A 25,319-nucleotide genomic window follows, 5' to 3' on the forward strand; every position below is an offset into this window, starting at 1 on the left:
AAACCCCCCAGGTGGGGGTGGGTTTTCATCAGAAGATCCACGGAAGGATGAGAAGTCCTTCCCCGCTGAGGGAGATCGTCTTGGCAGGACGATCGCACTCTGGGTGAGTTTCCGAAGTTGGCGCTTCCGAGACTCTGTTACTGCTTCCCCGAAGGGACTTACCTTGACCGGTACGTCTCAGGGTAGCGCACACCCTGAAATCGACTCAACCGTTCAGAGTTCGCTGACCTCCGGCGTGTCGTCCGAGGTCAGCGAGATCCCTACCTCCCGCCCGCAGCCCTTCGCTGACGGGGAGTGGGAGGCAATCGTCGCTGCCGCGGTGGCTGCGGTCGCCGAGATCGAAGCCGCTGAAGCACGGGACGACACCGCTGAAGCAGCGATCTCCGCGCTGCTGGAAGCCCAGCCCACCGGCTCGCGCGGCGCTCTGATGTTGCCCGTCGCCCCTGGCGAGTCCGCGCAGATCCCGACCTGGCACAGCCGGGGGTATTGGCTGGCTCTGTGCGAGTGGATCGTCACCCACACCGACCGCGGACGCGCGGCCCTCCAGCGCCACGGCATCGCCGCGGCGACGTTCGTCCGGGGCTGTGCCGCACATGCCCAGGTCGCCGAGTCGGCAACCGGTCGACGGGTGTCCGCATGCCTGGATACCCTCGTCAGCCGATCCGGCCTCTCGGTCGATCAGCTCAAGCGGTGCCGACGAGTGCTCAAGCTGCTCGAGCTCGGTGTCGAGCAGGCCCGGGGCAAGAAGCTCAACAACGTCGAGCGTGAGGCTGCCGCTCGCCTCTACGGGCTGATCCACGGCCATGCCCCTGTGCGGCTCCAGCGCGGCGCGGCGAGCGTGTGGTCGTTGTCCGCACCTCGTTGGGCCGTCGAGGCCATGCCGGCGCCCGAGAAGAAGCCTCGGCCGCAGCGTCGGTCGCGCCGCCGACGGGCCCGCGCGCCCCGCGACTACGCAGCAACAGCAACTCGTCCAGTGTCGTCGACAACGCGCAGGTCAGCTGGCACCGCACCCCAATCCCCTAGTGGTTCTTTTCCCCTGGATCTTTCCGCTAGGAAAGATCACCAAGCGCGCGAGCGCGCAGGCGTAGAGAACTCGATCTCCATGACTGTCCGGCCGCTCGCACTTCAGCGAGCAGCCGCTGAGCTGGTCGAACGCATCCCCGCACTGCGTGGCAGCGTCGGCGTCGACAATCTGACCGGACATCGGCGGGGGCATATCGGGTCGGTCTGCGATCTGCTGGTCGACGCCGGAATCGATACCGATCGATGGACGGGGATCGACATTGCTCAGGCCCTGACGCTCGATGGTGCTACCCGAGGTTGGACATGGCCGACAGCGGAGTCGATGACCTCGCCGTTGCGGCTGGTGGCCTTCAGGCTGACCCAGCTGGCGTGGTCCGATCCTTCCCCCACCGAGCGCAAGATTCGTGGTCGTGGGCTTCTCGGAGAGACCCCTACGGCCACCGCGCACCGGCTGGTCCGGGCCCGCCGCAGCGCTCTGGACGAAGCTGCAACGACCCAGGCTCCCCCGGCGTCTGTCGAGCATCGGAAGGCGCTGCGGGCACAGTTCGCGGCGGAGTTGGCAGCTCGGAAAGCAGGCGCGGCTCAGACTGCATGATTCCCGAGACCAAGGGGACGTGTCGTCAGTACAGGTAAACGCCATTTTTAGGATCAAAGGGCCTGATGTTGGACGGTGTGACGTCCCACAGTCACCATCAGAGAGTGAATAGGCTGCGGAACAAGACCCGCTGAGCCCGAAAACGAGCAAGAGGACGGAGCAGTGCCATGAGCGCCAGAAGGACCACCCGCTCACACCCCCGCGTCCTCGTCAGCCGAACCCTCGACGAGCCCAGAAGGGTCTCACGCACCGCGGACTCGATCAGGGACCGACTCAGGACCGGGGCGCAACTGGTCCTCGTCGCGACCGGTGATCAGATCATCGAGCTTTCCGACAAGGAGCTGGCGGGAGCAGGACAGCAATGGACGCTGCGCATCGTCGGTATGTCGAGGGTTCGCATCCACCTGAACACTCCCCTGCCGGCTACAGCGCAGATCGTGGCGACGGACCGCGCATTCGTCGAAGTTACCGGTCACGTGACGGTTCACGCCTATACCCACGCCACGGTGCACGCGTTCGACGAATGCACCGTTCACGCCAGGAACGTCGCCGCCGTCAGCGCCTGCGATTCCTCGGCAGTGGTAGCCGTGGACGACACGGTGATCACCGCCTACGACAGCGCCCGTGTGTACGCGAGCGATCGCGCGTGGGTCATCGCAGCCGACTCCACCTCGGTGCACCTCTCCGGGGACGCGCACGCCTCGGTGGTGCGTGGGGTCCGCGTGACCGGGCCGGCGCGATCGAACCTGCACGTGGCCCCGTCCGCGATGCACGGATAGGCACCGATACCCGCGCCCATAGAGCCCATATGGGAACTATGGGCACTCGGCGTGTCTCCACTCCCCCGCTCGTAGAAGCCGCGATCGCTGCTGCGCCTACCCGTCCGGATACTCGGATACCCCGCCCAAGGGGAGCGAACAAAAGAGCAGGTAAGGGCATATTTCCCATGCTTTGATCAGTGGGGCTGACGCTATATGCCAAGCCGGTAGCTGAGCTATTGGTAGCTACCGGTAGATCAGCTACCTGTAGATCAGCTACCTGTAGATCAGCTACCGGTAGATCAGCTACCCGTAGATCAGCTACCCGTAGATAGAATCACCTAACATCAAGTAATCAGAGAGAATATAAGCTAATATTAGTGCCCATATGGGAATGGGAGAGGAGAGACTATGACGATCACCGCGATTGCCAACCTCAAAGGCGGCGTCGGCAAGACGACCATCGCCAACGGTCTGGCACACGCTGCGGCCGCCAGCGGCAAGTCCTGCCTGCTGGTCGATGCCGACATGCAGGGCAACTCGACGAAGCATCTGACCGGATACTCGGCGGCGGAGCCTGCGCCGCATTCGCTCGCCGACGTGCTCGACCGCAGCATCGACCTGCCTGCCCGCGAGGCGATCGTCCCTGCGCGACGCGAGGAGATCGACGTTCTGCCCAGCGGCTTCGGTGAGTTGCAGGCCGTCAGCGACCAACTCGGTACCAAGGCCGGGGGAGAGATGGCGTTCGCGCGGGCCCTCAAGCAGGTCTCCGGCGACTACGACCACATCCTGATCGACTGCCGCCCGGCCATCGACCTCGTTTCGCGTAGCGCTCTGTACGCAGCGGACAACGTCCTGATCGTGGTGCAGCCCGAGCAGGACGCGCTCGACGGACTCGACGCAATCCGCGACGCCATCGAGGACATAGCCAAGTACATGGACAAGGTGCTCCCCATCGCCGGTGTCGTCGTCAACCGGGTCGACGGCCGCCGCGGCGACCATGCCAAGACTCTCGACTACCTCAAGCAGTACGCGGCCGAGGACGGGATCGACCTGCTCGGCGACCCAATTCCTCAGCTCGCCGACATTTCCAAGCTCACGACCGTCGGAATGGGATTCGACCAGCACCCCAAGTCGCCGGCCTGGGCCCGCAACCTCCACACGACATTCACCGAGATCCTGGAGAAGGTGGCTCACTGATGAGTGGCATTCCTGAACCCACACGTCCGGCTCCGCGCCGGTCCCGCAACACGTTCGAGCAAGCAGCGCAATCGATGAAGGCGGGCGATGCAACGTCCGCAACGCCTGCAACGCAGCGTGTCGCCGCGGTGTCTGCACCTGTTGCACAAGTGCGTCCCGCAACGACGGAGCCTGTTGTGCAACAGGACGCAACGTCTCAGAAGAGGCGCAAAGCCGCAACGACGGACATCCTGTTGTCACTCTCGGAGGATCTGAAGAAGCGGATGGTTGCGACGCTTGAGCACACCCGTCCGCGCACGGGCATCACCAGCCAGCAGCAGTTCATTCGCACCGCGATCGACCTGCTGTGCGAGCGCCTGGAAGGCGAGTTCAACAATGGCGAGGCGTTCCCTCCGCCCGTCGAGAGCGTCAATCTATAACCCATATGGGTCATAGGGGATATGAGTGTGAATATGGGCAGTAGGACGGTCTGCAACGCCTCTACCAGCACTGTTGCGCGATTGCGCAACGTCGAATCCTCAGACAGCCAAGATGCAACGAGACCCCACCGGCTGGCACCCGGCAGGGCCTCTGCGACCGGGACCACCGTGGAAGGAAACCCCGATCAATGACTGACCTTAATCTCCGCGCAGCACGCATTCAGCTGTACGGGCTGATCGCGGCTCTGGTGTTCGCGATCGCCGTCGCTATCGGCCTCACGGCGGGCGCATTCACGCTCAGCTTCTCCGTGTTGCGTGACCTCGCAACGCAGGGCCTCATGCCGGCGCAATGGGCCTGGATCTTTCCCGCGATCGTTGACGGCGCGATCCTCGGTGCAACAATCGCCGTGGTCGTCCTGAGCAAGATCAACGGCAGTGACGAGGGCAAGAAGTTCTTCCTCTGGCTGCTCGTTGCGGTGGTGTGCATCAGTGTGGTCGGCAACGCGTTCCATGCCTACCAGGCCGCCCAGGAAGCCGCCCGCAAGATCGCCCGAGGGATCGACATCGGGTTCACGCCCCTCTCCCCGGCGGCGGCCGCGGCCATCGCCGTCATCCCGCCGCTGCTGGTCCTCGCTTTCAGCCACGGCATCGGCATCCTCATCAAGGCGATCGGCAACGCCTACGCCGAGTACAACGAGCTGGTCAACGCCGTTGTTGCATCCGCGGACGCAACAACCGAGACCGTTGCGTGGCAAGACGAGCCGATTGCATCCGTTGGCGAACCGATCCTCGATTCCTCCGCGGTGGGTGCAGTGCGGAAGCCGGATGTGGTGAACGATCCTTCCGAGAGTGCCGCCGGCGCGTACATCGAGACGCCCGTGACGCTGTTCCAAGTCCATAACGTTGCGCCTGTTGCACCGGCAATTGCACCTGTTGCGCCCTCTGTTGCGCGCGTTGCACCTGACGTGCACGACGTTGCACAGCCCGCGGCCGTTGCGGCCGACTACGCAACGAGCGCACTGGACGCAGACAGCGCACCGGAGGAACCGGAGCAGACCACCGAAGCGCTCCTCGAATTCATCGAGCAGGCTCCCGGACTCTCCACGCAGGTCCGGGCGACCGCGCGTCTGAAGATCCTCGACCCGGACATGACGTTTGCGGCCATCGCTGAGCTGACCGGCGGGGTGGCGGCCAGCACCGCAATGCGCCGCTACAACAAAGCGGAGGAAGCAGCCTTCGCCGCGGGATTCACGATGCCTCCGCTGCCCGACCTCGGGCAGCAGGTTTTCGACGAGGACCGAGAGCTGGTGACCTCCTGATGACAGGACAGGACAGCGACGCGGATCAGTTCACCCTCTTCGGCATCGAGGAAGACCACGATCTCGAAGCGGCAGCAGCACCCCAGCCGGAGCCCGTGACCTTCCCTGCTGAGGAGGCCGCACCCGCCGCAACCGAAGCGAGCGAACCGGAAGTCGCCGAGGACACCGGCGTCGAGGAAGTGGGGGAGGAGACGGCGCAGGAGCCGCGCCCGTGGGAGTCGCTGCCGGTCACCAACGACGCTGACGGCCACGCCCTCATCGTCACCGCCGAAGCCACCTACAGCCCGTCCGGTGCTCGACTGACCGGCCCGGTCGACACCATCGACAAGCTGGACAAGCTGATCCACTGGGCGGCCCTGACCCCGCACGGCCTCACCGCCCAGGTGTGGTTCGTCGGCATCGACTCCTGCGCCCAGCTCGGCTGGACGATCGATCCCGGCAGCGAAGACGACGTCGACGACCTCGAACAGCTCCGCCGCCGTGCGGCCCAGGACCTGACCCAGGCCATCGCCGCGACCCTGCCGCCGCTCACTGCCGCCGGCTGGGAGCTGCGCGGCGATCCCGGCTTCGTCGTGCACCTCAAACGGCAGATTGGCAAGGCCACCCAGATGGTCGACCTGATCCTCGAACCGTACGTGTGGACGTACTGGAACAAGGACTTCGGCTGGGGCAACCGCGTCGGCGACATGGGCATCCTCGGCAACCCCACCGCCGGCACCTACCTGCCCGACGACGACCTACCCGCAGCCCGCGAACTCGGCCGCCGCCTCGCCTGGTCCGCCCAGCACCTCGGCACCCTGCCCGGCCCCACCCCGGCCCGCACCGGCGCCGCGATCCTCGACAAGATCCGCCGCGAACGCACCCAGCGCGGGAAGGGCATCGTCGTCACCGCCGCCGGTCCGGTCCCACCGATCGACGGGGCCCCCCGCGGCGACCTGGAACCGGCCGCCGGCTGGTCCCGGGTCCCCGACAGCGACGACGTCGACGACGCCACCCGGCTGGTCACCATCGACCAACGCGCCGCCTACCTGGCCTCGGCCGGGATGCTCTCGTTCGGATACGGCCGGGTGCGGAACCTTGTCGGCGCCGACGCCGCCGACGCAGCTGCAACCGACAAGCCGGCCTTCGGGATCTGGCGCGTCACGTTGCCTGCGGCCGGTCAGTACGCCCTGCCGGCCAAGCTGCCGCTGCCGCACCCGGCGATGCTCGACGACCAGCCGGTCCAGACGTGGATCACCACCATCAGCCTGGAGGGGCTGTGCGCGCCGATCGCCGACGGCGGGATGGGCCTGGACATCGACGACCTCGATGTCACCGAGGCGTGGGTCTACGAGGAACAGGGCCGGGCCCTGGACAAGTGGGCGAAGATCCTGCGCGAGGCCCGGACCGTCGCGGTCGAGACCGGGGACGTGGCGATGAAGCGATTCCTCGGGGCCTGCTACAAGGGCTACGTGGGCCGGATGGTCAACCCCGACATGTGGACCGCCACCCGGATGCAGCACCACCACCAGCCGCTGTGGCGGGCCGCGATCATGGCGCACTGCCGCTGGCGCGGCCGCCGGGTTGCGATGCGCATCGCCCGCGAGACCGGCCGCTGGCCGATCCGCACCATGACCGACTCCTGGGTGTACCTACTGGGGGAGGACCAGAACATCGCCGACGACAGTGCCGCCCTCGGGAAGATGACCCTGGAAAAGCAGGTGGAGCTGACCGACGAGATGCTCCTGTCCTTCGCGGCCGCCGAGACCACCCACGAGATCCGGCTCGCGATCGCCGCGGCCTACGGCACCGACACCGACGAGGGGGAGTAGATGGCACTGCACCTACCGACGCCACGATCGAAATCCGTGCCGCAGAAGACGACAGGCCTCGACGGCATGAACGTCACGGTTGCCGCTGCGGCGGCCGAGGGTATCGCCAGGGCGCAGGAAACCAGCCGGGGTCTGGCGGGCCTGACCGCGCGAGTCTCGGTCCGGCAGTTGCGCCGGGAGATCGGCAACGACGGGCTGCGGCAGGCCGCGATCGATGCCGGCCGCACCCCGCCCTCGGACCGGACGCTGCGCCGCTGGGTGCAGCAGGACCGCATCCCACACGCCGAGACGGCCGAGTTGGCGCAGCGCCGCGCCGCGATCTCACGTCTCGGTGGTGTCGATGCCGTGGCGCAGCGGATCGGTCGCAGCTCGTCGTCGGTGCGTAAGTACATGTCGGGCAAGACCAACGAGTTGCGCAACGATGCGAACTCCAAACTCAAAGAAGCCAAAGCGACGGACACCATGCGCAAGGCAGGAGTTCTCCGACCGGACGGGACACCGAAGGTCGCCACCATCCGGGTCACCGGCCGTGTCCACGTCCGCAACGGCGACGAGGCTGGCTACGACTACCGCACCCGCACACTGGACTTCGGGAACTCGGACGTCCCATTCAGCGCCGAGGAGTCACGGCAGATCGCAGCAGCCCTGGCCAACGACGACCAGGCTCGGGTGGTGGCGATCCTCGAACGCCATGCCACCCTCGACTACCCGGAGAACAAGGGCTTCGATATCTACGGCGACCAGTTCGGATTCCACTTCGACGCCATCGACAAGCTCGACGTCACCTGGCACTGAGTCGACCGACCGGGGACCGCCGAGCCATGTGGCTCGGCGGTCCCGTCGTATCTCACGAAAAATCTAAATTGCGCGTAATTGTGCTGGTCAAGGCTCATTAGAGGGCCTGTGGACGGGGGACCCCCCTTGGGGGAAAACGTCGAAGTAGGTGAACGTAGGCCCACGTGTTCCTTCCGGTAATCGAGGTGCTCATGCCCGCCAGACGTTCGAGATCCCGCCGCACGGTCGCCCTGATCGCCACCGCGACCGTCGCCGGCAGTGGCGTCGCGCTCACCGCTCCCGCGATCGCCAACGCCGCCCCGGCCGGCTGTGCAGCGACGTTCAATCTGTTCATCCCGGGCACGTGGGAGACGAACGAGAACGTGGACCCCAACCAGCCGGTGGGAATGCTCAAACCCATTGCCGAGGCGTTGAAGAGTGAACACGGCAGCCAGGTCGAGGTGTACACGCTGCCCTACATGGCGCGCGCGTTCGACAACGGACACACCTACGCCGACAGCAAAGCCGACGCCGTCTCCAGAGCCAAGCAAGTGCTGGCGAAGGTCGCGAATTCCTGTCCGAGCACGAAGTTCACGATGATTGGTTATTCGCAGGGCGCCGATGCTGCGGGTGACGTGGCGTCCGACATCGGTAACGGCAAGGGCCCCGTCGACCCCGGCCGGGTGCTCGCTGTCGGGCTCCTCGCTGATCCCGGTGCCGGAACGAAGGGGTCGGCGACTGTCGGCCCGCGTACGTCGGGGCAGGGCATCGCGGACCCGCGCCCGCACGGGATGGGCGCACTGTCCGGCCGGGTCGCGTCGATCTGCGACCCGGGTGACCTGTACTGCTCGATAGAGAAGGGGTCGAGCCCGCTACTCGGTTCGCTCGGTTCGATCCTGAGCAATAGCCCGGGCGCCGGTGGCACCACAGCATCGTCCGGCGGTAACAGTCAGCTCGCCACCGCGCTGACCTCGGACTTCTCCGGCGCGGATCTGCCAGCCCTCGGGTCGAATATGGCGACTCTCGGCCAACAGTTGGCCGAGCCGACTGTCGACATCAAGCAGGTCGCCTCGACTGCCTCGTCTATCGCGAAGACCGTTGCGCCGCTGGCGGACCTGATCAATTCGGGTGCTGCAAACCCGGCCGCGAACAGCCAGCTCGCGGCCGCACCCGTCGGCTCCGCCGAGCGCAACGCCTCCGACGTCCTCACCAGGGCAAGGCAATCCGACCTCGAGGGCGCTCTCATCACCGCCACCGACCTCGTCGACGTTGCGAACAAGCTGACCGGCGGTGACCGGCTGACTCTGCCGGGGTCCGCACCGGAGGTGCAGACCCTCGCGGCGACTGCGAACTCGCTCAGCGGCCAGATCGCGCCGCTGGCCTCGTCCCCCATCGATGCGCTCACCTCGGCCACCAGCGTGCTGTCGGTCCTCAAGCCGACGGTGGTGGTCAACCAGGTCCTCAACGTCGCCACTGGTGTGACCTCGCTGGATATGCCGGGCATCCTCAACAATCTGACCCTGTTGCCGCAGAAGGTCGCAGCGCTCGACGCGCAAGGCGCGCATCAGATCGCGGGCGAGTTGAACAACCAGTTCTCCCCGCTGGTGAAGATGGCTGCCGCTGTCGACCTGAGGTGGGTCTCGCAGGTGCTGGCGATCATCCCCGATCCCTCCGGCGCGACCCAGATCGCGGCGCTCGTCGCCTCGATCCTGGCGAACGTCGACGTCATCCGTCTGGCCAACATCGTCGGCCAGATCCAGGAGATTGCCTGGTCGGCTGTCGAGAAACTGCTACCCCCACCCGGACAGATTCCAGATCCGCTCGGTGCGGGCGCGGCCATGACCGGACTCGTCCCGGTCGGCCTGGACCTCGCCTCCGTCGCGATGAACATGCTCTCGGGCAAGGCCACCAAGACCTCGCCCGAACTGCTGGGTAAGCAGGCAAACTCGGTCTCCACCAGCATCACTGCCCAGGCGCAGACCCTGGACCTGCCGCAGCTCTCGAACTCGCTGGTCACGCTGTCCCAGTCGCAGGGTGCCGAGGACCTTGTCTCGTTGGTGGGCGAAGGGCTCAATGCCGCGAGCTTCTTCGCCTCCGGTGCCCACACGAACTACAACGCCCTCGTCGTCGACAACGCCGGCCGCAACGCCATTCAGTGGCTCTCGGACTGGCTCAACCTCCAGATCGGACGTGCCGTATGAGTCCCCGTGCCCACAACCCCGCCGCTCGCTGGACCTGGTGCACCACCTGTCGGCACCGCGGCTATCACGCCCGTGGTGACGCCAAAACGGTCCGCAAACGCCACCGTGGGGAGAAAGGGATGGCCGTGTTTCCGTGCCCGCACACTCCGGGCCTGTTCCACGTCGGTCACCGTCCCGAAGCGCTGAGCAGTGGGGAGATCGACCGGGAACTCCTGAGGTCACAAGCCGTACAGGCTGTCGCGGCAGGGGAGTGGTCACGCTGAACAGACGGGCAGATCGAGGACGGATTCAAGTTGAAACAAAACAAAAGAGCATTGTAAAGTTGTGGCCTGACGAATAGGCCGGCGGATTCGCCGGCGAGCAACGACGAACCAGGCCGGCGCACCGCCGGGGGAAACGGAGGTGGCCGGCATGAACGACGTGCTCCCTGCCGGTGTATTCCCCCGTTTCGGGGCTCGATCCCGGTCCACCCTCGGCAGTCGGATGTGTCTTAGGGGCGGTCGGGGGGACGTGTCGTCTCCGCAGTACAGTGCGGGTATGTGCCGCTCGAAAGCTCACGGAACTGGTCGTCGTTGCCCGGGCTGCGGGAGTTACAAGGCCGCCGCGAAGGCCAACGGAAACCGCCGGCTCGGCCGCGAGGCTCGGAAGAAGGTCGTCGACCACCTGAAGGAACAGGGATTGGTCGAGACCGCGGCCGCCATCCAGGCGGCCCCGCCGAGCGTCCTGAAGGAGTTCATGGAAGGTCTCGGTATCGATCCCGAGATCCTCGGCAAGACACCAATGCCGAGCACCCACGCGAACCCGCCCAGCGCGAAACTGCTGATCGCGCAGGCGAAAGCCGAGCGGGACAAGCTGGCCGCCCCGAAGATCACCCCGGCACAAGCCACTCTCGCCGCCGCCGAGGCGAACGTCGCCGCAGTTGACGACGAGGCCAACGAGGCACGAAAGGCCGTCAACCGGTATCGGTCTCGGCTTCGCAAGGCCAGCAAGGAACTGGAGGAGGGGACCGGATCTGCCGCGGCGGTCGTCGAACAGCAGAAGCTGCTCGACGACGCCAAGGCCGCGTACCTCGACGCGCAGCGCCGCCAGGGCGAGGCGCGCGATGACCTTGCCGCAGCACAGTTCGGGTTGCGCGAGGACATGGCCAGCGACGAAGAACGCGACGCCTACTACGCCAGCCTCACAGGCGACGAGGTGGCGGCGATCGGCCGGTCCTACAACCGCAAGTACGCCGCCGAGGCGAACGCGGCGATCGCTGAGGGCCCCGTCCTCGCGCCGGCCGGAGTCGAGCGAGACACCACCGTCTACAAGTCGGGCACGATCCCGATGGAAACCGGATCCGGTGTCGAACAGGTCGAAGGCCGGTACCTCGACGGCGGCACAGCGATCGTCCGCCGCGGATACAGCGACTTTGTCGTGCTCCAGCGCAAGGGCGACGCGTACTACCCGGTGGCCACCGCCAACGGCAAGCAAGACGCCCTGACCAAGGCCAACCGCATTCCGATCCTCGTCGACCCCGGCGCGCTGCCTGAGGGCGCAACCGACATGCAGCGCCAGGTCCACGCAATCCAGGGCGACGTGCTGCTCGACGTGGCACGGCAGTCGGCCGCGGGGAAGGCCCTCACCGCCGAAAGCCAGCAGAAGATCATCAACGACGGCTACAGCGGCGCCGTCGAGAAGCTGACCGACTCGGTCGGCGCCGGCCCGGTCCGCGCGGACATCTACGACGGCGTCAAGCGGCACAACAAGCGCCTCCGGGAGCAGGCCGCAGTCGCCGCGGGCGAGAAGGCGCGCAGTGAGGCGTTGGCCGCCGGCAAGACCACGGCGCAGGCCGAGGAGGCGTACACCCGCGCCCACCGCCGAGCGCTCGGCACCGAGACCCGCGGCGGCGGGGTGATCCCGCACTTCGAGCACAAGATCCCACCGGAAAGCCTGGGGGCCGAGAAGCACAAGAGCTTGTACCGCAGTGGGATCCGTGCCTTCGGCAAGGAAACTGCCGACGACTACGCGGTGATTCACCAGCGGGCCGGCAATCTGACGGCATGGGGATTCTCGGTCAGCGGGGAGAAGGTGCACACCGCAGACCTGTCCAAACTGACGGCGCACAATTCCGCGTTCGTGAACAAGGTGCTCGACAAGTCCGAACGCAACGCGCTGACGACCTACACCGGCGGCAGCTACCAAACAATCAATGCTGCTGTGACAGGACGTGATCCGAACCCGGCCGCGTCGACGAAGACTACCGTCGCAGGTCTCGAGTCGGCGTTCGACAAGTTCAACGAGCACAACCCGAACAGCGAGCCGATGACCGTCATGCGCGGGACCCGGATCCCGAGCGGGTGGAAGGGAACGCCGGCCGAGTACATCGACGCCACCTTCACGGTCGGCTCGAAAATGCAGATCGGCAAGGTCACGAGCACCACGACCAAGCAGAGCACCGCGAAGGCATTCTCCGGCCAACCGCCGTACATGATGGTCATTCGCACCCGCTCCGGTCTGCCGGTCAAGTCGATCTCGCTGCACAGCGGCGAAGACGAGGTCATCGTTCCGACTGGAACCGATCTCCGGTGCGTTCGCGTCGACCACCACGGCCTCCACGGGATGCCGACGGTGTGGCTCGTCGCCGAAGACCTGGTCGCAGAAGCCGACGGTGGCACCCACACGCCACTCAAGGCGGCCGCGTAGAACAAAATGCCTATCTACATGGGAAAATGACACGTCCCCCTTTAGCGAAAGAGAACACCATGAGCGCGAAACTGACCGACGAACAACTCGACGACATCCGCGGATACCTCGAGCAGGGCATGAGCCCTGACGACATCGCCAACTACCTCGGCCGCGTCGCCGACCTCGACCTCATCGAGATCGAGCAAGTCCGGACCGCCGCCAACGAGCTCGAGCAACAGCATCAGCAGCAGGGGAAGAATCCATGACCGCACCGACCACCAACGATCACGCCGCCCAGCTCGCGCGCTATGGCAACGCTCTGACCGGTCTCGCGGCCGGCGACGCCTGGGGTTACCAGGTCGAATTCCGCAAGTACGACGCGATGCCGGCCTACCCGGTGCCGGCGCCCGCAGCCGAGTGGATCGTCAGCGACGACACACAGATGACGCTCGCCCTGCACGACGCGCTCGTCGAGGTCACCGACTTCGACGACATCCCTGCGGTCACGGACTCGATCGTCCGGCACTTCGTTCTGTGGCAGCTCGACCCCGACAACACCCGCGCACCCGGACGGGCCTGCATGGGATCTCTGTCGAACCTGCGCGCCGGCGCCCGCTGGTACGACGCCGACGGAGCCCACGAATCCGCCGGCTGCGGTGCCGTGATGCGCCTGGTACCAGCTGCATTCGCACCCGAACCCTACTGGCGGGGACTGACCGCCCTTCAGGCCGTGATCACCCACAAGCACCCGCGCGCGATCGTGCCGGCGCTGCTGCTCGCCGATGCGATCCGTCACGCACCCGAACGGCACGGTCGGTTCCTCGAGCATGCCCTGGCCGAGGCCGAGCGGATCTTCGACGGTGTCAGCGAATGGCTGGCCGATCCCTACCTCGCTGAGGTCCTCGCCCCGTATCGAGGAGACGTGTCATCTGTGCTGGTAGATGGCCTGAACGATGATGTCGTCGACATTCTGGTGGCGGCCGCGGAGGCCCTGGATCGGCTGAAGCAGATCGCCCCCGCCGAGTACGGCGATCCGTGCGCCGGCATCGGCGAGGGGTGGGAGTCCGCCAGTGCGATCGCTCTCGGACTGCTCGCCGCCGACCTGACCACCACACCGGAGGACCAGAAGGTCATGCCGCCGACCGGCGCGTGGGGTGGCCCGCAGGCGCTCGGCTGGGCGGCCACCAGCAACGGCGACTCGGACTCGATCGCCTGCATCGCTGGTGCGCTCGTCGGGGCGGCTCAGACCAGCCCGGACTACTGGCCCGTGGCCGGTCTCACGCCGCGGTTCGAGCGGCGGTACACCACCGAGATCGAGGCGGCCTCCGCCCAGCTCCCCGGAGCCGCAGCGCCGCGCTGAGCCAGGGTACCCCGTAGGTGAAATGGGCTGTGACCTGCGAAAGTGACATGTCCCCTTCCTTCTCGAAGAGGTGAGCGGGACAGATCCTGAGCGAGGAAACGGCCACATTCAAGGGGAGAACATGCAGCCCGTAGTCATGGCAATCGGCGGCGTGATGATCATCGGCGGTGTCCTCTGGATCATCTGGTCCCGGCGCACGGAATACCGGCGTGGCCGTGCCACATCGTCCTACACATGCGCATGGTCGACGGCTGCCGTGTGGTTCGGGACCTTGCCGATCATCGAGGCAGCGCACTTGTCCGCGAAGCTGCAAGATATCGCCCACGTCGTCGTGATGTGTGGTGGTCTCGCAGTCACCCTGTGGTTTCTTGCCGCGGGAGTGCGGGCCCGGCGCGCCGAGTTCCATGACCTTCGGCGTGAGTGCCTCGATGAGGGTGCGCTGGCGCCGCGGTACTTCTGGTCGCCCTGGGCGATCTTCGGTTGGACCCTCATGCTCGGGGGTGTCCTCGTCTTCGGAGGGGGATTCGCCGTCGCATCGGTAGTGGGTGCCGTGGTCGACCATTCGACCGTCGACGAGGTCGAGAAGACTGCTCAGGCCCTCGCGAACGTCATCGCGGCCTGCGCCTTTGCACTGCTGCCGATCGCGGCCGCGGCCGGCCTCTGGCGATGGTGGTGCCTGCGCAACGAAGGACGCGAGCTGCTGGGCGGTACCGCATAGCCGGGTATGAAATGCCTTTTGGACTAGGGAAATGACACGTCCCTCTTGGTCTTCTTCGCCCGCCTGGCGGGCGTTCACACCGACATTCGCAGCCAGGACATCCCACGAGGGTGCACCGAGGAAATCCGATGCCGTCTCGGACTGTGCATGTCAGCTGGGTCGTACAGTCCGGCCGCATGACGGTGGCCATTCTGTACGCGCACGTCAGCGAGAACACGGTTATCCACCGGATGTTCATGGGCCCCGGCGCCCGCAGAGTCGAACACTGGGCGAGGCTCGATCCGCCTAGACGAGGTCTGTTTAAACGGTTCCTGAGCTGCGGAGATGGCATGTCCCGAGGTGGAGGCGGAGGGGTGTGGTGCATCTATGGGGCATTAGTTCCCATAGGGGAGCGGGGGCGAGTGAACTCACAGGTGGGAACTTTTTACGGTCGCCGCCGCATCCAACGTATCGACACCGGCGTGTCGATCGAGAAAGGCATCCGGGCCCACCGCGGCCGACATCTCGGCCAGGTGCACACCTCACTGATTGCAAGGAGACACATATGAAGCGTTCGATCATCGCGCGGGCCTTGTTCGCGACGGCGGCAGCGTGTGCCCTCGGCATCACCGGCGCCGGGCTGGCCCAGGCCAGCACCGGAGCAAGCTACTTCGACGACGACGGCTGGCAGGAGTCCACCATCGATCTCGGCGTCGAGGGTCAGGTCCTCATGATCCAGACCGGCCGGTAGCAGCGAATTGAGTGGCCTTGCCCCCTGGGGGCAAGGCCACTTTCGTGTTGTCGACCTGGCACGCGTGGGCTCACGCAATTGCGCTGATTGCGTAGCCGGCCCCATCCGCACGCTTCGAACGTGTGTTCTAATCTGGGGTGTAGTCAGGAGTTGAAAGATGACCGGTCCAGGGGAAACGAGAGCCGACACGATCGTGCGTCTGCGGCGCCGAATGGCCGAGATCCCAGCTCGGTCCGACAACTCACCCCGCCTGTTGGCCGTCCTCGCCCCTGACCGGACCGCCACTGACCGGCCATCGCACAGTGCCGCTTCGACTCTGCGAACCCTTCCCACACCCGCCCCGATCTCCCAGCTGATCCCACACCATGGCCTGGTTCGCGGATCGATCGTGCAGGTCTCCGGCGCGAGCGCCCTTCGTGCCGGACTCGTCGCCTCTGTGACCGGATCGGGGGGATGGGCCGCGCTGATCGGCGTTCCCCGGTTCGGCTTGCTCGCCGCTACAGAAATGGGCGCAGACCTCAAACGGTGCGCTGTCGTGCCTGATCCCGGTCCGGACCCCATCGCCGTCGCCGCGGTCCTCGTCGACGGCATCGACCTCGTCGTCCTATCCCTCGCCGGCACAGATGTCCCGCCCAGCCGGGCTCGAGCAGTCACCGCCCGGGCCCGCCGCACCGGCGCGGTCCTCGTAGTCACCGACGGCCACTGGCCGACCGTTGATCTTCACCTCGATGCGCGCGTGGCAGGCTACCGTGGCCTCGGCGCCGCCGGAGGACGCATCACCGGAATCGATCTGACCGTCGAGGTCCGGGCGCGCGGCCAGCAGCCGCGTCGGGCCGACGTGGCGGTCACCGGCCAGTCCGGCGGAGTCGCCTGGGATGCAATGCATGGGGACCCATCGGTGCTGAGGGCTGCCCTATGAGCGAATCTGGCCTCGATACGTGGGTCGAACCGTTCCCCGAAGTGCCGATCTTGCGTCGACTCCAGACCCCTGTCGCCGTCCTCGTCGACATCTCACGTGTCCTGCCGGGAGCTGCCGGATTCACCCGCGTCGACGGCCTACCGCTGCGGGTGCGCGCCGGCGGAATCCGGCTCGAATCCCTCATGCCTGCTGCTCTGCATGCCTGGCTGCGCGCGGCCGACGGACGCTGGCTTGCGCAGATTTGTGTACCGGTGCGCTCGGCGAATGGTTACAGCGGGCTGGATCTGTGGCTGTGGGTCGATTCGTTGTTCGTTTCCCGGAATGTGGAGGCGGCAGAACGGTAGTCGCGACCAAATTCGGATGTGGTCTCTGATGTTCTGCCCGACTGGCCTCTGGCTGGTTGCGTTTGTGACTCGGGGCGTCTGTCCGGATCGAACTAAGTCGATTTCACCTGAGTAAGGCACGTGAGTTGTCTCTTGTAACCCGTTGCAGCCCTGAGCTGCACTTCTCGCTTCCGGGTTGCAACCTTACAAAGAAATTTTGTAAGGTGTGGATGTTGATGGCGCCCGCACGCCAACATCCACCGACGAAAGCAGCGCACAACGCAATGCCCCCGATTCACACCCCGACCTACCACTACGACGACCCCACGCTGACCGCGCCGACCCCCGGCCGCGCCCTGATCGAAGAAATCGGCCTCGTGGAATCCGTCCCCGGAGTCGGGCCGACAACCGGAGGCGGTTACATCGGCGTTCCGATTTCGATCGGCCCGCTGCACACCCGTTTTCGTCGCCCTCACAACGGAATCGAGATGACCCTTCCCAACGCCGACGTCACGCCGTGGACCGCCCCGTTCATCGTCGCGGGCCACGCCCGTGGATGCTTCGATCTCGCATCCCGGCCCGGCTGGTACTGGCTGCGGTGGACCGTCGCCGACCACGTCGCGCACGACGCCGGCACCACCAGCGACGAAGACCCGCTGGTGATCGTTCCGTGCGGCGCCAAGAAGGCTTCCGCCCGGTCACCGGCCGGGCAGCTCTACGTCGGCACCTACCACCGACTCGGACTCCGCGCGGCCGCCGCGCTGACCGGCCCGAACTCCACCCGCATCCTGTCCGCCCGCTACGGGCTGCTGCCGCTGCACCAGCTGGTCGACCCCTACAACCTGCGCCTCGGCCAGCCCGGATCGGTCACCGCCGCGCAGCTCCGCGCCCAGGCCGAGGACCAGGCGCTGCTCGATCACCCCAACGTTGTCCTCTTCGGCGGCCGCGAATACGTCGAACTCGCGCAGCAGGTCTGGCCCCACGCACACACTCCGCTGGCCGGAGCCAGCGGCATCGGCGAACAGCAGCAGCGCCTCGCCATGATCGCTGGAACCCGACGCCTGAACTGATCCACTCACTCACCGCTGGAAGGCCCTATGACCGACTTCCTGACGAACACTTCCGAACCCGTGACCGCGCCCCCTGCAGCCGCGCTGCGGCCATCGCCGCCAGCGTGCTGCACGAACGTCACCACCGATGCGCGCGGCGTCGGCATCCTGCTGCCCACCGCGATCGCCGAACACGCCTGGACCGCGGCCGTTGCCTGGCCGCACTCCGAGAGCGCGCTTCGCTGTGAGACCGGCCGAACGTGGACCGTTCTCGCCCACGCTGCGCAGGCGCTGGAGCGCGCCGATCGCCGCGGCCGTGAAGGATTCCAGCCGTTCAACGTCACCCCGGCGCCCGCCCTCGACGGCGAGAACCCGGTGACTCTCTGCGCCGAAGTCGGTACCGGCGACACCGATTAGCTGGTCCTGACCATCACCGCAGCGGCCGACCGCTGACCAGCAGCCGCCACGGATCCCAGAACGACCCTGCGAGAGGACTCACCATGCCCACACCCGACCTGACGACGAGCGCCTTCCCGCCGAACGGGGACGACCGGCCCCGGTTCAAGCAGTGGAACGGCCACATCGACCGCGAGGACTGGCTCACCCGGGACAAGGACGACCTGGTCGGCATCATCGGCCTGCTCAACCATCAGGTCACCAACGCGAAACAAGATGCGCTCGACGCGACCTACCTCGCTGAATGGCGCATCCACAAGATGCTCACCGAGGTCCGTATCGGAGCCCGGATCTACCTGCATCTCACCCGCGCCCGCCACCGAGGCCGCAAGACCGCCCGAATCGACGATCTGCTTGCGCTCGCCGCCGACGTCCCACAGAAGTACCGAGAATGAGGGCATCTATCAGGAAAAACGACACGTCCCCTTCTTTCGACGTCCCGGCTGACTCCCAGCCGACAGCTGCCGCGCAGAAGTTCGCCCACCCGTGCGGGCACGAATCCTCGTGGGGGCGATGCGAACTGCGCGACCCGGTCGATAAACTGGCCGCGCTCTGGGGTGTGGCTGAGATCGTCCCGGCCGCCGACGGGATCGCCGAACACCTGCACCCGTTCCAATACTGCGGGGCCGAGCAGACCGCCGTGGACATCTGGGCCCACCACAGCTTGAGCGCGACCGCCCACCCTCGCGCGGCTTGTCCTCCTCATCCGCCGTGATCGGCCCGCCAGCGGTGGGAGGCGACGCTGTGATCGGAGCGGAACGCTGTGTCGCACCGGATCGATAGCGTTCTTTCAGCGCGCGTCACTGTCCCTCTCCCAGAAGGAAATGCACAGATGTTCCCTAGTTCTTCTGCCGACGTGGCCGTGAGCCACTTCTCGAATTGGTTGGCCGCCAACTGGATTCTCGGGTACGCCCTGCTCGGTATCGCGGTGCTCCTGGCCGGATTTGCCGTGTCGCTGTGGACCAGCGCTAAGTACACCGCGGGTGTCGGCGTCTATGGGTGGAGCGTCGCGGCCGGTGTACTCGCGTGGTTGTCGAGGCGGTCACCTTGTGGCAGGTCGCGCGGCATATCGAGCAGTTCAGGTGGGTTGTTGCGCTGGCGGTTCTCGTTGTCGGAGCTGTTGCCCTGGTCGCTCACCGGGCCGCCCGCACGGCCTTGGTCGATGTGTACCGCGACTCGTACTACTCCCCGAGCGTTGAGGTGCCGATGGTGGCGATTCCAGCGGGTGTTTCCGGTGTCGTCGCGCTCGGAGTCATCATCGGAGACGGCATCGGAGACGGCACCACTCGCGCTGCGGCCTCGATTCCGACGACTGTCGGCGGGTTCGTCGCGCTCGTGATCATCGGCGGGTTGGCGCTCGTTGTCTACGCGAACTCGTCGAATTGAGCACTACCCACCCGTTTGGTCGAATTTCGTGGTTCGTGGTGTCCTGAGCATGTAGCCCTCATCCCGGCGCTACGCGCGATAAGCCGCCCCTGTCGACAGACCCCCCGCCTGATCGACAGGGGCGTCGTCGGTGGATGCCGCCTGCGGCGGAGATGGAATGCTCCAGGGATTGTGGGGGAGGCGCGGGCCCGCGGTGATGCTGGAATCGGATATCGGAAAGGGCCGTGCCCACGCCCCTGCGAGGAGACGCGGCGTCGAGTTCACGCTCGGGACGGTCAACCCAACAGCGCGCAGGCGTGCGAAGGGCGCTGCGCGGTTCGGCTTCACGCTCGTCTGCGCGCCGGCTGACCCGCGACCCGTGGCCCCCGGGAGAACTTCGTGAGAGGGTCGGTAAAATTGCCTGTTGAACTGCGAAAATGACATGTCCCCTTTCTCGTGTCGAACTGAGAGGAACTACCGTGAAGCCCGGCGATCTGGTGAAAGTCCATCCCCATGGAACGTCTGTTTTCGCCATCGTCAGCATCGAAGAAGACGGCCGCGCAATCATCGAATCTGCGGTCGACAGCCCGGGAAAATACCCGTGGTCTGTTCAGCTTTCCGAGCTTGTGCCTGCGGACGCATAACCGGCTACCGTCGGCATCCTCGTGCGGGACCGCGGATGAACGCGAAATAACGTCCGATCGGTTGCTCTGGTCTGCGGACAGGGTCGGGTTCGCCCGGGCTCTGCTTCCGGCTCTGGCAGATGGATGGCGTCAGCGCGGCCAACCGATGAATGAAATGGGCTGTGAACTGATGAAATAGCACGTCCCCTATCGTCGCGTGGTGTAGACGGCGGGACGGATCGGGCAGGGACCGATGGAAGTTCAGAGGCGCCGGGGCGGTGAGATTCCGGCATGGCTGATTCCGGGTAGGGGTTCTGCGATCGAAAGAGGGGTGCGGCAGACTCGCGGCATGACTTCTGTGGGGAGTGCCCGTTCCGGTGAGACCATGCCAACCGCCGGACCGGGGGGAAGCGCTGGGGCGGGACGACAGATGCCGCATCCGGCATGGCGGCTGCCGCTGCTCGGCGATGTCGTACGACTTGATCCGCAGCGTCCGGTACAGCGTGAAATGCAGTTTGTGCGCGAGCTTGGAGACGTCTTCGAGATCAGCATCATCGGCCGCAAAGTAGTAGTGGTGGGCGGCGGAGATGCAGCCGCAGAGGTATTCGACGAAACCCGCTTCGCCAAAGCCGTGGTGCCTCCGGTGAGCAATCTCCGCGATCTGGCCGGCGATGGACTGTTCACTGCTTTCAACAGTGAACCCGCTTGGGCACAGGCTCACAACGTGCTGATGCCGGCCTTCAGTCAGTCGGCGATGCGCACCTACCACGATGTGATGGTCGAGTGCGTCGATCAATTGTGCGGGTACTGGGCGGATCTCGCCGACCACGGGCCGATCGGCGTGTCGTCCGATATGAATCGGCTAACCCTGGAAGTCATCGGCCGCACCGGGTTCGGATACAGCTTCGACTCGTTCTCCCCGGGCCGGCATCCGTTCGTCGAGTCGATGACCAGAGCGATGTCGTACGTCTCCCAAACGGCGAACGACATCCCGGTGATCCGGGAGATTCTGGGCTGGAAGGCCATGCGCCAGAACCCCAAAGACATCGCGCTGATGAAGAGCACCGTCGACCAGGTCATCGCTGCCCGCCGCAGCGGAGCATCGCCGCGGCAAGACGACCTGTTGCAACGCATGCTCGAGAACCCGGACCCGGAGACCGGCGAACTGATGTCCGATCAGAGCATCCGCAACCAGGTTCTGACCTTCTTGATCGCAGGCCACGAGACCACCGCCGGGCTGTTGTCGTTCGCCCTGCACTATCTCTCGATGAACCCGGAGCTGGTCGAGCGGGCCCGGGAAGAAATCGACCAGGTCCTCGGCACCGAGGGTGCACCGGTGGACTTCGGACAGGTCGCCAAGCTGCGCTACGTCCGCCGAATCATCGACGAAACGCTGCGTCTGTGGCCGTCCGGTCCGGCCTTCTTCCGCAAGGCCCGGCAGGAAACCACCCTGGCCGGCTACCCCATCGGCAAGGGCGAAACGATCCTGGTGGTGCTTCTGGCCCTGCACCGCGACCCGAAACTGTGGGGCGACGACGCAGAGCGATTCGATCCGGATCGGTTCCTCCCGGCCGCGGTCCGCGCACGCCCGGCCCACGCATACAAACCGTTCGGCGTAGGTGCCCGATCGTGCATCGGCCGCCAGTTCGCACTGCATGAAGCGGTACTGGCGTTGTCGCAGATCTTGACCCGTTTCGACATCGTGCCTACCCCGGGATACGAGCTGACGGTCGAAGAGCTATTGACGATCCGGCCTGAGAATCTTCGGCTGGAGATACGACCCCGCCGATAGCACAGGATCAGCAAAATCGCCTAAAGTGCACCGCTCGTTACAATCTCTACCTGATCGTGACCGAATCGAAATGGCGGGGGCCATGAAATGGGTACGTGGTACTTGATTGAAACGCTGGTCGAAGGCGAAGCGACGCTGGTCGCTTCAGGGGATGAGGTCAAAGACCTGCTGTCGATCCGGAGGAACGTCTCTCCGGCTGCGGACATCCTGGTGGAACCGATCGTCGAGCACGTCAGACAGACGCGCGAACCGTTCGATCGGGTTCTTCGCTCGAAGCGAGCGGATCGGTCGTGGCGCTTCTATGCCTGGCCGATCATCGGTCCGTTCGGCGACGTGTACGGGATTCAGATGTGGATCGGAAACCCCAAGGAAGAGATGACCGAACGGCGTCTGACCTCGGGCGTGTTCTGGTCGACGACCGACTGGCTGATTCATCAGACGTGGGAGTCGGGGGCGATGTCCGGGACGCTCCTGGAGGAATGGAACCCGACCGCGTTGTCCTCGGACTACATCAACCGGGCGATCCACTTCGAGAAGGAACAGGAGTTCCTGGAGATCACCCTGAACCCGAAACCTGGGATGGCGCTCAGTACGTGGTTCTCGGTCAGGCATGACCACGGCCATGCCATGCAGTGGCAAGCTGTGCTCCGCCCGGCTCCGGATGGCTCAGGTGTGCGAGTGCTCTACCACGACTTTTCCGACGTGTACGCCCCGGCGATGCCGACGCTCGCCGAACTCGGCCTCACCGATGGAATGGTCGGCGCGGACGTACACGTGGCATTGTTCGAGGCCCGTCGTGGCTTGATCATGTTGTGGATAGGCCGGGCACCACAGTGGCTCGAATGGCAGTACGCGCATCTGACAGGGCCTTTGGTTCACCCGGAGGATCTGCCGCTACTGCAAGCGGGTGCACAACGAGTCAATGCCGGCGAGGTGACCCACACAGTCGATCTGGTGCGGTTGCAGGGCGTTGACGATCAGTGGGTGAAAGCATCGGTCACGGTGCGGCCGTTCCAGCTGAAGGATCGCCCGCCGCATGCTGATCTGACCCTCATGCAGATTGTCCGGGAAAACGACTCCTACTGACCTTCGAGTTGTCGACCTCGCCGTGCCTCACTGTCCGCGATCGGAACAGTGGGGCACGGCGCACACCGATCCCGGCCCACGACAGCGCCAGGGACATGTCATCAGTGCTGCTCAGCGCCGATGTTTATCAGAACCCTGACCTCGGCGAGCAGGGCTTCGGACCGGGTCATCCATTCGAGCGCATCGGCCCGTGAGGTGGGGTCGAACGATGACTCGGTAGCGGCCTCGTAGGCGGTGCGGGCGTACTGCTCGGCGCGGTGGAAGTCGCCGGAAGCGAGCATCTGGGTTGCGGTGCACACGTCAGCGGCGATCGTTTCGAGCAAGGTTGAGTCCTCCTGGGGTGGCGAGCGAGCTGGGGGCTCCGTCGGCAGGGAAAGTAACTCCCGGATTCCGGGGTGCGCGAACGATTCTCCATCACCAGGGTTGCACTTTGCAAACTTGTTTTGTAAAGTAACATCATCAAAATGAGAGGGGGAAGCCATGTCGGAGAAGATGATCGATACTGACTCGCACACCATCGGAGACGCCGGTGAGGAAAATCTTCACCGTATCCACTCGTCGAATATGCAGGCCCTCGGCACACTCGTCGCCGACACCAACCGTCGCCTGAGCCGTGCCGGAATCGATGAGCGATTCGAGTACGAAATCCGCGCGCGGCACGACGTCGTGATCGACGGCCTGGTGGACACCAGCTTCGACATTGCCCTGCGTCGCCCCCGAATCGGGTACGCCGAATGGGCGCTCGCCGCGACCGTCGTCGTCGAGGAGGCAGGCACGATCCTGCGCACTGTCCCCGGTGAAGACCTCTCGCACTGGAACCGACCCGATGCGCACCACTGCGACCACTGCAATCGCACGCAGTACCGCACGCGCTCGTACGCGCTCGTACGTCCTGTGCCATGCCGAGACCGGCGAGATCCGCCAGGTCGGTTCGAGCTGCCTGTCACTGTTCCTCGGCGTCACGCTGCGCGGGCTGTGGATCCTCGAGATGTTCACCGCCGCTGAACTCGACGAATGGCGCCTCCCCTCCGATACCGACGAGCACGGCCCCGCCGGCCCGCGGGAGGCGATCACCGCCCACGTACCGACCGTGCTGCGCCTGGCCCTGGTCGTCTCCGACCACGGTCGCCGCTTCGTGAGCCGCCGCGCCGTGGCCGAGGGCAGCTCGCTGCGTGCCACCGCCGATGACATCGTCGATGTCCTGCTCCCGCGTCCGCACGCCCCCGCAGATCACCGCCGATGGATCGCCGAGGTCAAGGCCGAGGCGAGCCAGGTTCTGCAGGACCAGATCGATGCGCTGCGCGCCCACGCCGACACCCTCGACGGCGACTACGGCCTGAACATGCGCACGCTGCTCGCGGGCGATGCGGTGACTCTGTGCTCGCTGCCGCTGCTGGTCTCGCTCGTCGGTTCCCGCTACCGCGCACAGGAGAAGGCCGCCGCACGCGCGGCGATCGCGCCTGGGTACATCGGCAAGGTCGGAGAGAAGGTCACTGTCGACGCGACGGTCACCGCAGTGCGCTCGGTACCGAACCCGTGGGGTGTGTCGGAACTCGTGTTGTTCCGCACCTCGTGCGGCCATGTCCTGAAGTGGTTTACTCAGTCGTCGCCGGACATCGCGGTCGGGGATTCTGGTCACCATTGCTGCGAAGGTCAAGGCGCACGAACAGTATCGGGGCGTCGACCAGACGAGCGTTGTTCGCCCGAAAATCGTCTCGCGGTCGGTCGAGGAAACGGCGAAGTTCCCGGTCGGTGCATGAGCGTCGCGTCGGCGTTGTCCGGCCCCCGGAGAGGCGGGCGCCGGAACAACGGCCGTGACGCTACCTGCCTCGCAGGGGCGCGCTGCTGAGGAGGGGACGTGTCGTTCAATCCCGGCACTCTCGGGCCGGGTCCACCCTCCAGGGGCGGTGGTGGCGCAGAAGCCGACGGCGAAGCTGGCGGGTTCGTGTTCGAGTCCTACCCAGTCGACGAGAATGTGCTGCACCGCCGGATCGGTGATCCGGCCCGGATGGCCGTGAAACAGCAACGGCGGCTGCGGATCCGGGGTGAGGATGTCGCGGTCGGTGTCGTGTCCGCGAAAGGCCACCGGCGCTCCGGGGCGCACCCGGTTCGTCGCCATCGCCTCGTTCCA

Annotated in this window: 25 protein-coding genes; 23 read left to right on the forward strand and 2 right to left on the reverse strand. The window is 65.8% G+C overall.

What is annotated here, in order from left to right; translation table 11 throughout:
* The first annotated feature begins 163 nt into the window (after positions 1 to 163).
* From RZ1_RS23585 to RZ1_RS23700, 22 genes are all read left to right on the forward strand, one after another.
* Entirely contained in the window at positions 164 to 1,618 is a 1,455-nt protein-coding gene (locus RZ1_RS23585; RefSeq protein WP_139281948.1) for a hypothetical protein, read from the forward strand.
* Between the two features lie 167 nt (positions 1,619 to 1,785).
* Positions 1,786 to 2,397 (forward strand): hypothetical protein, encoded by a 612-nt coding sequence (locus tag RZ1_RS23590; protein WP_072814944.1) that lies wholly within the window; start codon positions 1,786 to 1,788, stop codon positions 2,395 to 2,397.
* Positions 2,398 to 2,787: 390 nt separating this feature from the next.
* A complete protein-coding gene (locus tag RZ1_RS23595; protein ID WP_072814945.1) occupies positions 2,788 to 3,576 on the forward strand; it encodes a ParA family protein in 789 nt (262 codons plus the stop codon).
* Entirely contained in the window at positions 3,576 to 3,995 is a 420-nt protein-coding gene (locus RZ1_RS23600; RefSeq protein WP_238071636.1) for a ParB family protein, read from the forward strand. Before RZ1_RS23595 ends, RZ1_RS23600 begins: the two co-directional genes overlap by 1 nt.
* Positions 3,996 to 4,183: 188 nt before the next feature.
* On the forward strand, positions 4,184 to 5,314 hold the full coding sequence (locus RZ1_RS23605; RefSeq protein ID WP_072814946.1) for a DUF2637 domain-containing protein: 1,131 nt from the start codon (positions 4,184 to 4,186) through the stop codon (positions 5,312 to 5,314).
* Entirely contained in the window at positions 5,314 to 7,125 is a 1,812-nt protein-coding gene (locus RZ1_RS23610; RefSeq protein ID WP_072814947.1) for a hypothetical protein, read from the forward strand. Before RZ1_RS23605 ends, RZ1_RS23610 begins: the two co-directional genes overlap by 1 nt.
* Positions 7,126 to 7,920 carry a hypothetical protein gene (locus RZ1_RS23615; protein ID WP_072814948.1) on the forward strand — a complete coding sequence of 265 codons (795 nt, stop codon included), beginning with the start codon at positions 7,126 to 7,128 and terminating at the stop codon, positions 7,918 to 7,920.
* Between the two features lie 191 nt (positions 7,921 to 8,111).
* Positions 8,112 to 10,100, forward strand: a complete 1,989-nt coding sequence (locus RZ1_RS23620; protein WP_072814987.1) for a cutinase family protein — start codon at positions 8,112 to 8,114, stop codon at positions 10,098 to 10,100.
* A gap of 537 nt (positions 10,101 to 10,637) precedes the next feature.
* A complete protein-coding gene (locus RZ1_RS23630) occupies positions 10,638 to 12,785 on the forward strand; it encodes an ADP-ribosyltransferase (protein WP_083583873.1) in 2,148 nt (715 codons plus the stop codon).
* Between the two features lie 59 nt (positions 12,786 to 12,844).
* The gene (locus RZ1_RS23635; RefSeq protein ID WP_072814951.1) at positions 12,845 to 13,033 is read left to right on the forward strand and encodes a hypothetical protein; all 189 of its coding nucleotides are present in this window, start codon (positions 12,845 to 12,847) and stop codon (positions 13,031 to 13,033) included.
* Positions 13,030 to 14,127 carry an ADP-ribosylglycohydrolase family protein gene (locus tag RZ1_RS23640; RefSeq protein WP_072814952.1) on the forward strand — a complete coding sequence of 366 codons (1,098 nt, stop codon included), beginning with the start codon at positions 13,030 to 13,032 and terminating at the stop codon, positions 14,125 to 14,127. The genes RZ1_RS23635 and RZ1_RS23640 overlap by 4 nt, the downstream gene beginning before the upstream one ends.
* Positions 14,128 to 14,248: 121 nt before the next feature.
* Positions 14,249 to 14,845 carry a hypothetical protein gene (locus tag RZ1_RS23645; protein ID WP_139281949.1) on the forward strand — a complete coding sequence of 199 codons (597 nt, stop codon included), beginning with the start codon at positions 14,249 to 14,251 and terminating at the stop codon, positions 14,843 to 14,845.
* A 544-nt stretch (positions 14,846 to 15,389) separates the two neighbouring features.
* On the forward strand, positions 15,390 to 15,575 hold the full coding sequence (locus RZ1_RS23650; protein WP_072814954.1) for a hypothetical protein: 186 nt from the start codon (positions 15,390 to 15,392) through the stop codon (positions 15,573 to 15,575).
* A gap of 211 nt (positions 15,576 to 15,786) precedes the next feature.
* A complete protein-coding gene (gene imuA' / locus RZ1_RS31970; RefSeq protein ID WP_507763206.1) occupies positions 15,787 to 16,494 on the forward strand; it encodes a DnaE2-dependent mutagenesis accessory factor ImuA' in 708 nt (235 codons plus the stop codon).
* A complete protein-coding gene (locus RZ1_RS23660; RefSeq protein WP_072814956.1) occupies positions 16,491 to 16,838 on the forward strand; it encodes a hypothetical protein in 348 nt (115 codons plus the stop codon). The genes imuA' and RZ1_RS23660 overlap by 4 nt, the downstream gene beginning before the upstream one ends.
* A 263-nt stretch (positions 16,839 to 17,101) precedes the next feature.
* Entirely contained in the window at positions 17,102 to 17,887 is a 786-nt protein-coding gene (locus RZ1_RS23665; RefSeq protein ID WP_072814957.1) for a DUF6884 domain-containing protein, read from the forward strand.
* A 27-nt stretch (positions 17,888 to 17,914) separates the two neighbouring features.
* Positions 17,915 to 18,283 carry a hypothetical protein gene (locus RZ1_RS23670; protein WP_072814958.1) on the forward strand — a complete coding sequence of 123 codons (369 nt, stop codon included), beginning with the start codon at positions 17,915 to 17,917 and terminating at the stop codon, positions 18,281 to 18,283.
* Between the two features lie 83 nt (positions 18,284 to 18,366).
* The gene (locus RZ1_RS23675; RefSeq protein ID WP_072814959.1) at positions 18,367 to 18,717 is read left to right on the forward strand and encodes a hypothetical protein; all 351 of its coding nucleotides are present in this window, start codon (positions 18,367 to 18,369) and stop codon (positions 18,715 to 18,717) included.
* Between the two features lie 631 nt (positions 18,718 to 19,348).
* Positions 19,349 to 19,708, forward strand: coding sequence for a hypothetical protein (locus RZ1_RS23685; RefSeq protein ID WP_072814961.1), 360 nt, complete (start codon positions 19,349 to 19,351; stop codon positions 19,706 to 19,708).
* A gap of 458 nt (positions 19,709 to 20,166) precedes the next feature.
* A complete protein-coding gene (locus RZ1_RS30675) occupies positions 20,167 to 20,331 on the forward strand; it encodes a hypothetical protein (RefSeq protein WP_169918084.1) in 165 nt (54 codons plus the stop codon).
* Between the two features lie 409 nt (positions 20,332 to 20,740).
* Positions 20,741 to 22,102 carry a cytochrome P450 gene (locus RZ1_RS23695; RefSeq protein ID WP_072814963.1) on the forward strand — a complete coding sequence of 454 codons (1,362 nt, stop codon included), beginning with the start codon at positions 20,741 to 20,743 and terminating at the stop codon, positions 22,100 to 22,102.
* 87 nt (positions 22,103 to 22,189) lie between these two features.
* The gene (locus RZ1_RS23700; protein WP_072814964.1) at positions 22,190 to 23,188 is read left to right on the forward strand and encodes a GAF domain-containing protein; all 999 of its coding nucleotides are present in this window, start codon (positions 22,190 to 22,192) and stop codon (positions 23,186 to 23,188) included.
* 101 nt (positions 23,189 to 23,289) lie between these two features.
* Here RZ1_RS23700 and RZ1_RS23705 read toward each other — a convergent pair whose 3' ends face one another.
* Together RZ1_RS23705 and RZ1_RS23710 are read right to left on the reverse strand one after the other, a co-directional pair.
* Positions 23,290 to 23,511: a hypothetical protein gene (locus RZ1_RS23705; RefSeq protein ID WP_072814965.1), complete on the reverse strand. Its 222-nt coding sequence runs from the start codon at positions 23,509 to 23,511 to the stop codon at positions 23,290 to 23,292.
* 136 nt (positions 23,512 to 23,647) lie between these two features.
* The gene (locus RZ1_RS23710) at positions 23,648 to 24,025 is read right to left on the reverse strand and encodes a hypothetical protein (RefSeq protein WP_139281951.1); all 378 of its coding nucleotides are present in this window, start codon (positions 24,023 to 24,025) and stop codon (positions 23,648 to 23,650) included.
* Here RZ1_RS23710 and RZ1_RS23715 point away from each other — a divergent pair.
* Positions 24,015 to 25,037 (forward strand): hypothetical protein, encoded by a 1,023-nt coding sequence (locus RZ1_RS23715; protein ID WP_072814967.1) that lies wholly within the window; start codon positions 24,015 to 24,017, stop codon positions 25,035 to 25,037. The two genes, RZ1_RS23710 and RZ1_RS23715, sit on opposite strands and share 11 nt — an antisense overlap.
* Positions 25,038 to 25,319: the final 282 nt, after the last annotated feature.

Origin of the sequence: Rhodococcus zopfii NBRC 100606 = JCM 9919 (genome assembly GCF_001895025.1) — a bacterium.
GTDB classification, from domain to species: Bacteria; Actinomycetota; Actinomycetes; order Mycobacteriales; family Mycobacteriaceae; genus Rhodococcus; species Rhodococcus zopfii.

Coding starts and splice junctions, on each gene's coding strand:
- RZ1_RS23590 (WP_072814944.1), top strand. CDS start 1,786: ATGAGCGCCAGAAGGACCACCCGCTCACACCCCCGCGTCCTCGTCAGC.
- RZ1_RS23595 (WP_072814945.1), top strand. CDS start 2,788: ATGACGATCACCGCGATTGCCAACCTCAAAGGCGGCGTCGGCAAGACG.
- RZ1_RS23600 (WP_238071636.1), top strand. CDS start 3,576: ATGAGTGGCATTCCTGAACCCACACGTCCGGCTCCGCGCCGGTCCCGC.
- RZ1_RS23605 (WP_072814946.1), top strand. CDS start 4,184: ATGACTGACCTTAATCTCCGCGCAGCACGCATTCAGCTGTACGGGCTG.
- RZ1_RS23610 (WP_072814947.1), top strand. CDS start 5,314: ATGACAGGACAGGACAGCGACGCGGATCAGTTCACCCTCTTCGGCATC.
- RZ1_RS23615 (WP_072814948.1), top strand. CDS start 7,126: ATGGCACTGCACCTACCGACGCCACGATCGAAATCCGTGCCGCAGAAG.
- RZ1_RS23620 (WP_072814987.1), top strand. CDS start 8,112: ATGCCCGCCAGACGTTCGAGATCCCGCCGCACGGTCGCCCTGATCGCC.
- RZ1_RS23630 (WP_083583873.1), top strand. CDS start 10,638: ATGTGCCGCTCGAAAGCTCACGGAACTGGTCGTCGTTGCCCGGGCTGC.
- RZ1_RS23635 (WP_072814951.1), top strand. CDS start 12,845: ATGAGCGCGAAACTGACCGACGAACAACTCGACGACATCCGCGGATAC.
- RZ1_RS23640 (WP_072814952.1), top strand. CDS start 13,030: ATGACCGCACCGACCACCAACGATCACGCCGCCCAGCTCGCGCGCTAT.
- RZ1_RS23645 (WP_139281949.1), top strand. CDS start 14,249: ATGCAGCCCGTAGTCATGGCAATCGGCGGCGTGATGATCATCGGCGGT.
- RZ1_RS23650 (WP_072814954.1), top strand. CDS start 15,390: ATGAAGCGTTCGATCATCGCGCGGGCCTTGTTCGCGACGGCGGCAGCG.
- imuA' (WP_507763206.1), top strand. CDS start 15,787: ATGGCCGAGATCCCAGCTCGGTCCGACAACTCACCCCGCCTGTTGGCC.
- RZ1_RS23660 (WP_072814956.1), top strand. CDS start 16,491: ATGAGCGAATCTGGCCTCGATACGTGGGTCGAACCGTTCCCCGAAGTG.
- RZ1_RS23665 (WP_072814957.1), top strand. CDS start 17,102: ATGCCCCCGATTCACACCCCGACCTACCACTACGACGACCCCACGCTG.
- RZ1_RS23670 (WP_072814958.1), top strand. CDS start 17,915: ATGACCGACTTCCTGACGAACACTTCCGAACCCGTGACCGCGCCCCCT.
- RZ1_RS23675 (WP_072814959.1), top strand. CDS start 18,367: ATGCCCACACCCGACCTGACGACGAGCGCCTTCCCGCCGAACGGGGAC.
- RZ1_RS23695 (WP_072814963.1), top strand. CDS start 20,741: ATGCCGCATCCGGCATGGCGGCTGCCGCTGCTCGGCGATGTCGTACGA.
- RZ1_RS23700 (WP_072814964.1), top strand. CDS start 22,190: ATGGGTACGTGGTACTTGATTGAAACGCTGGTCGAAGGCGAAGCGACG.
- RZ1_RS23715 (WP_072814967.1), top strand. CDS start 24,015: ATGCGCACCACTGCGACCACTGCAATCGCACGCAGTACCGCACGCGCT.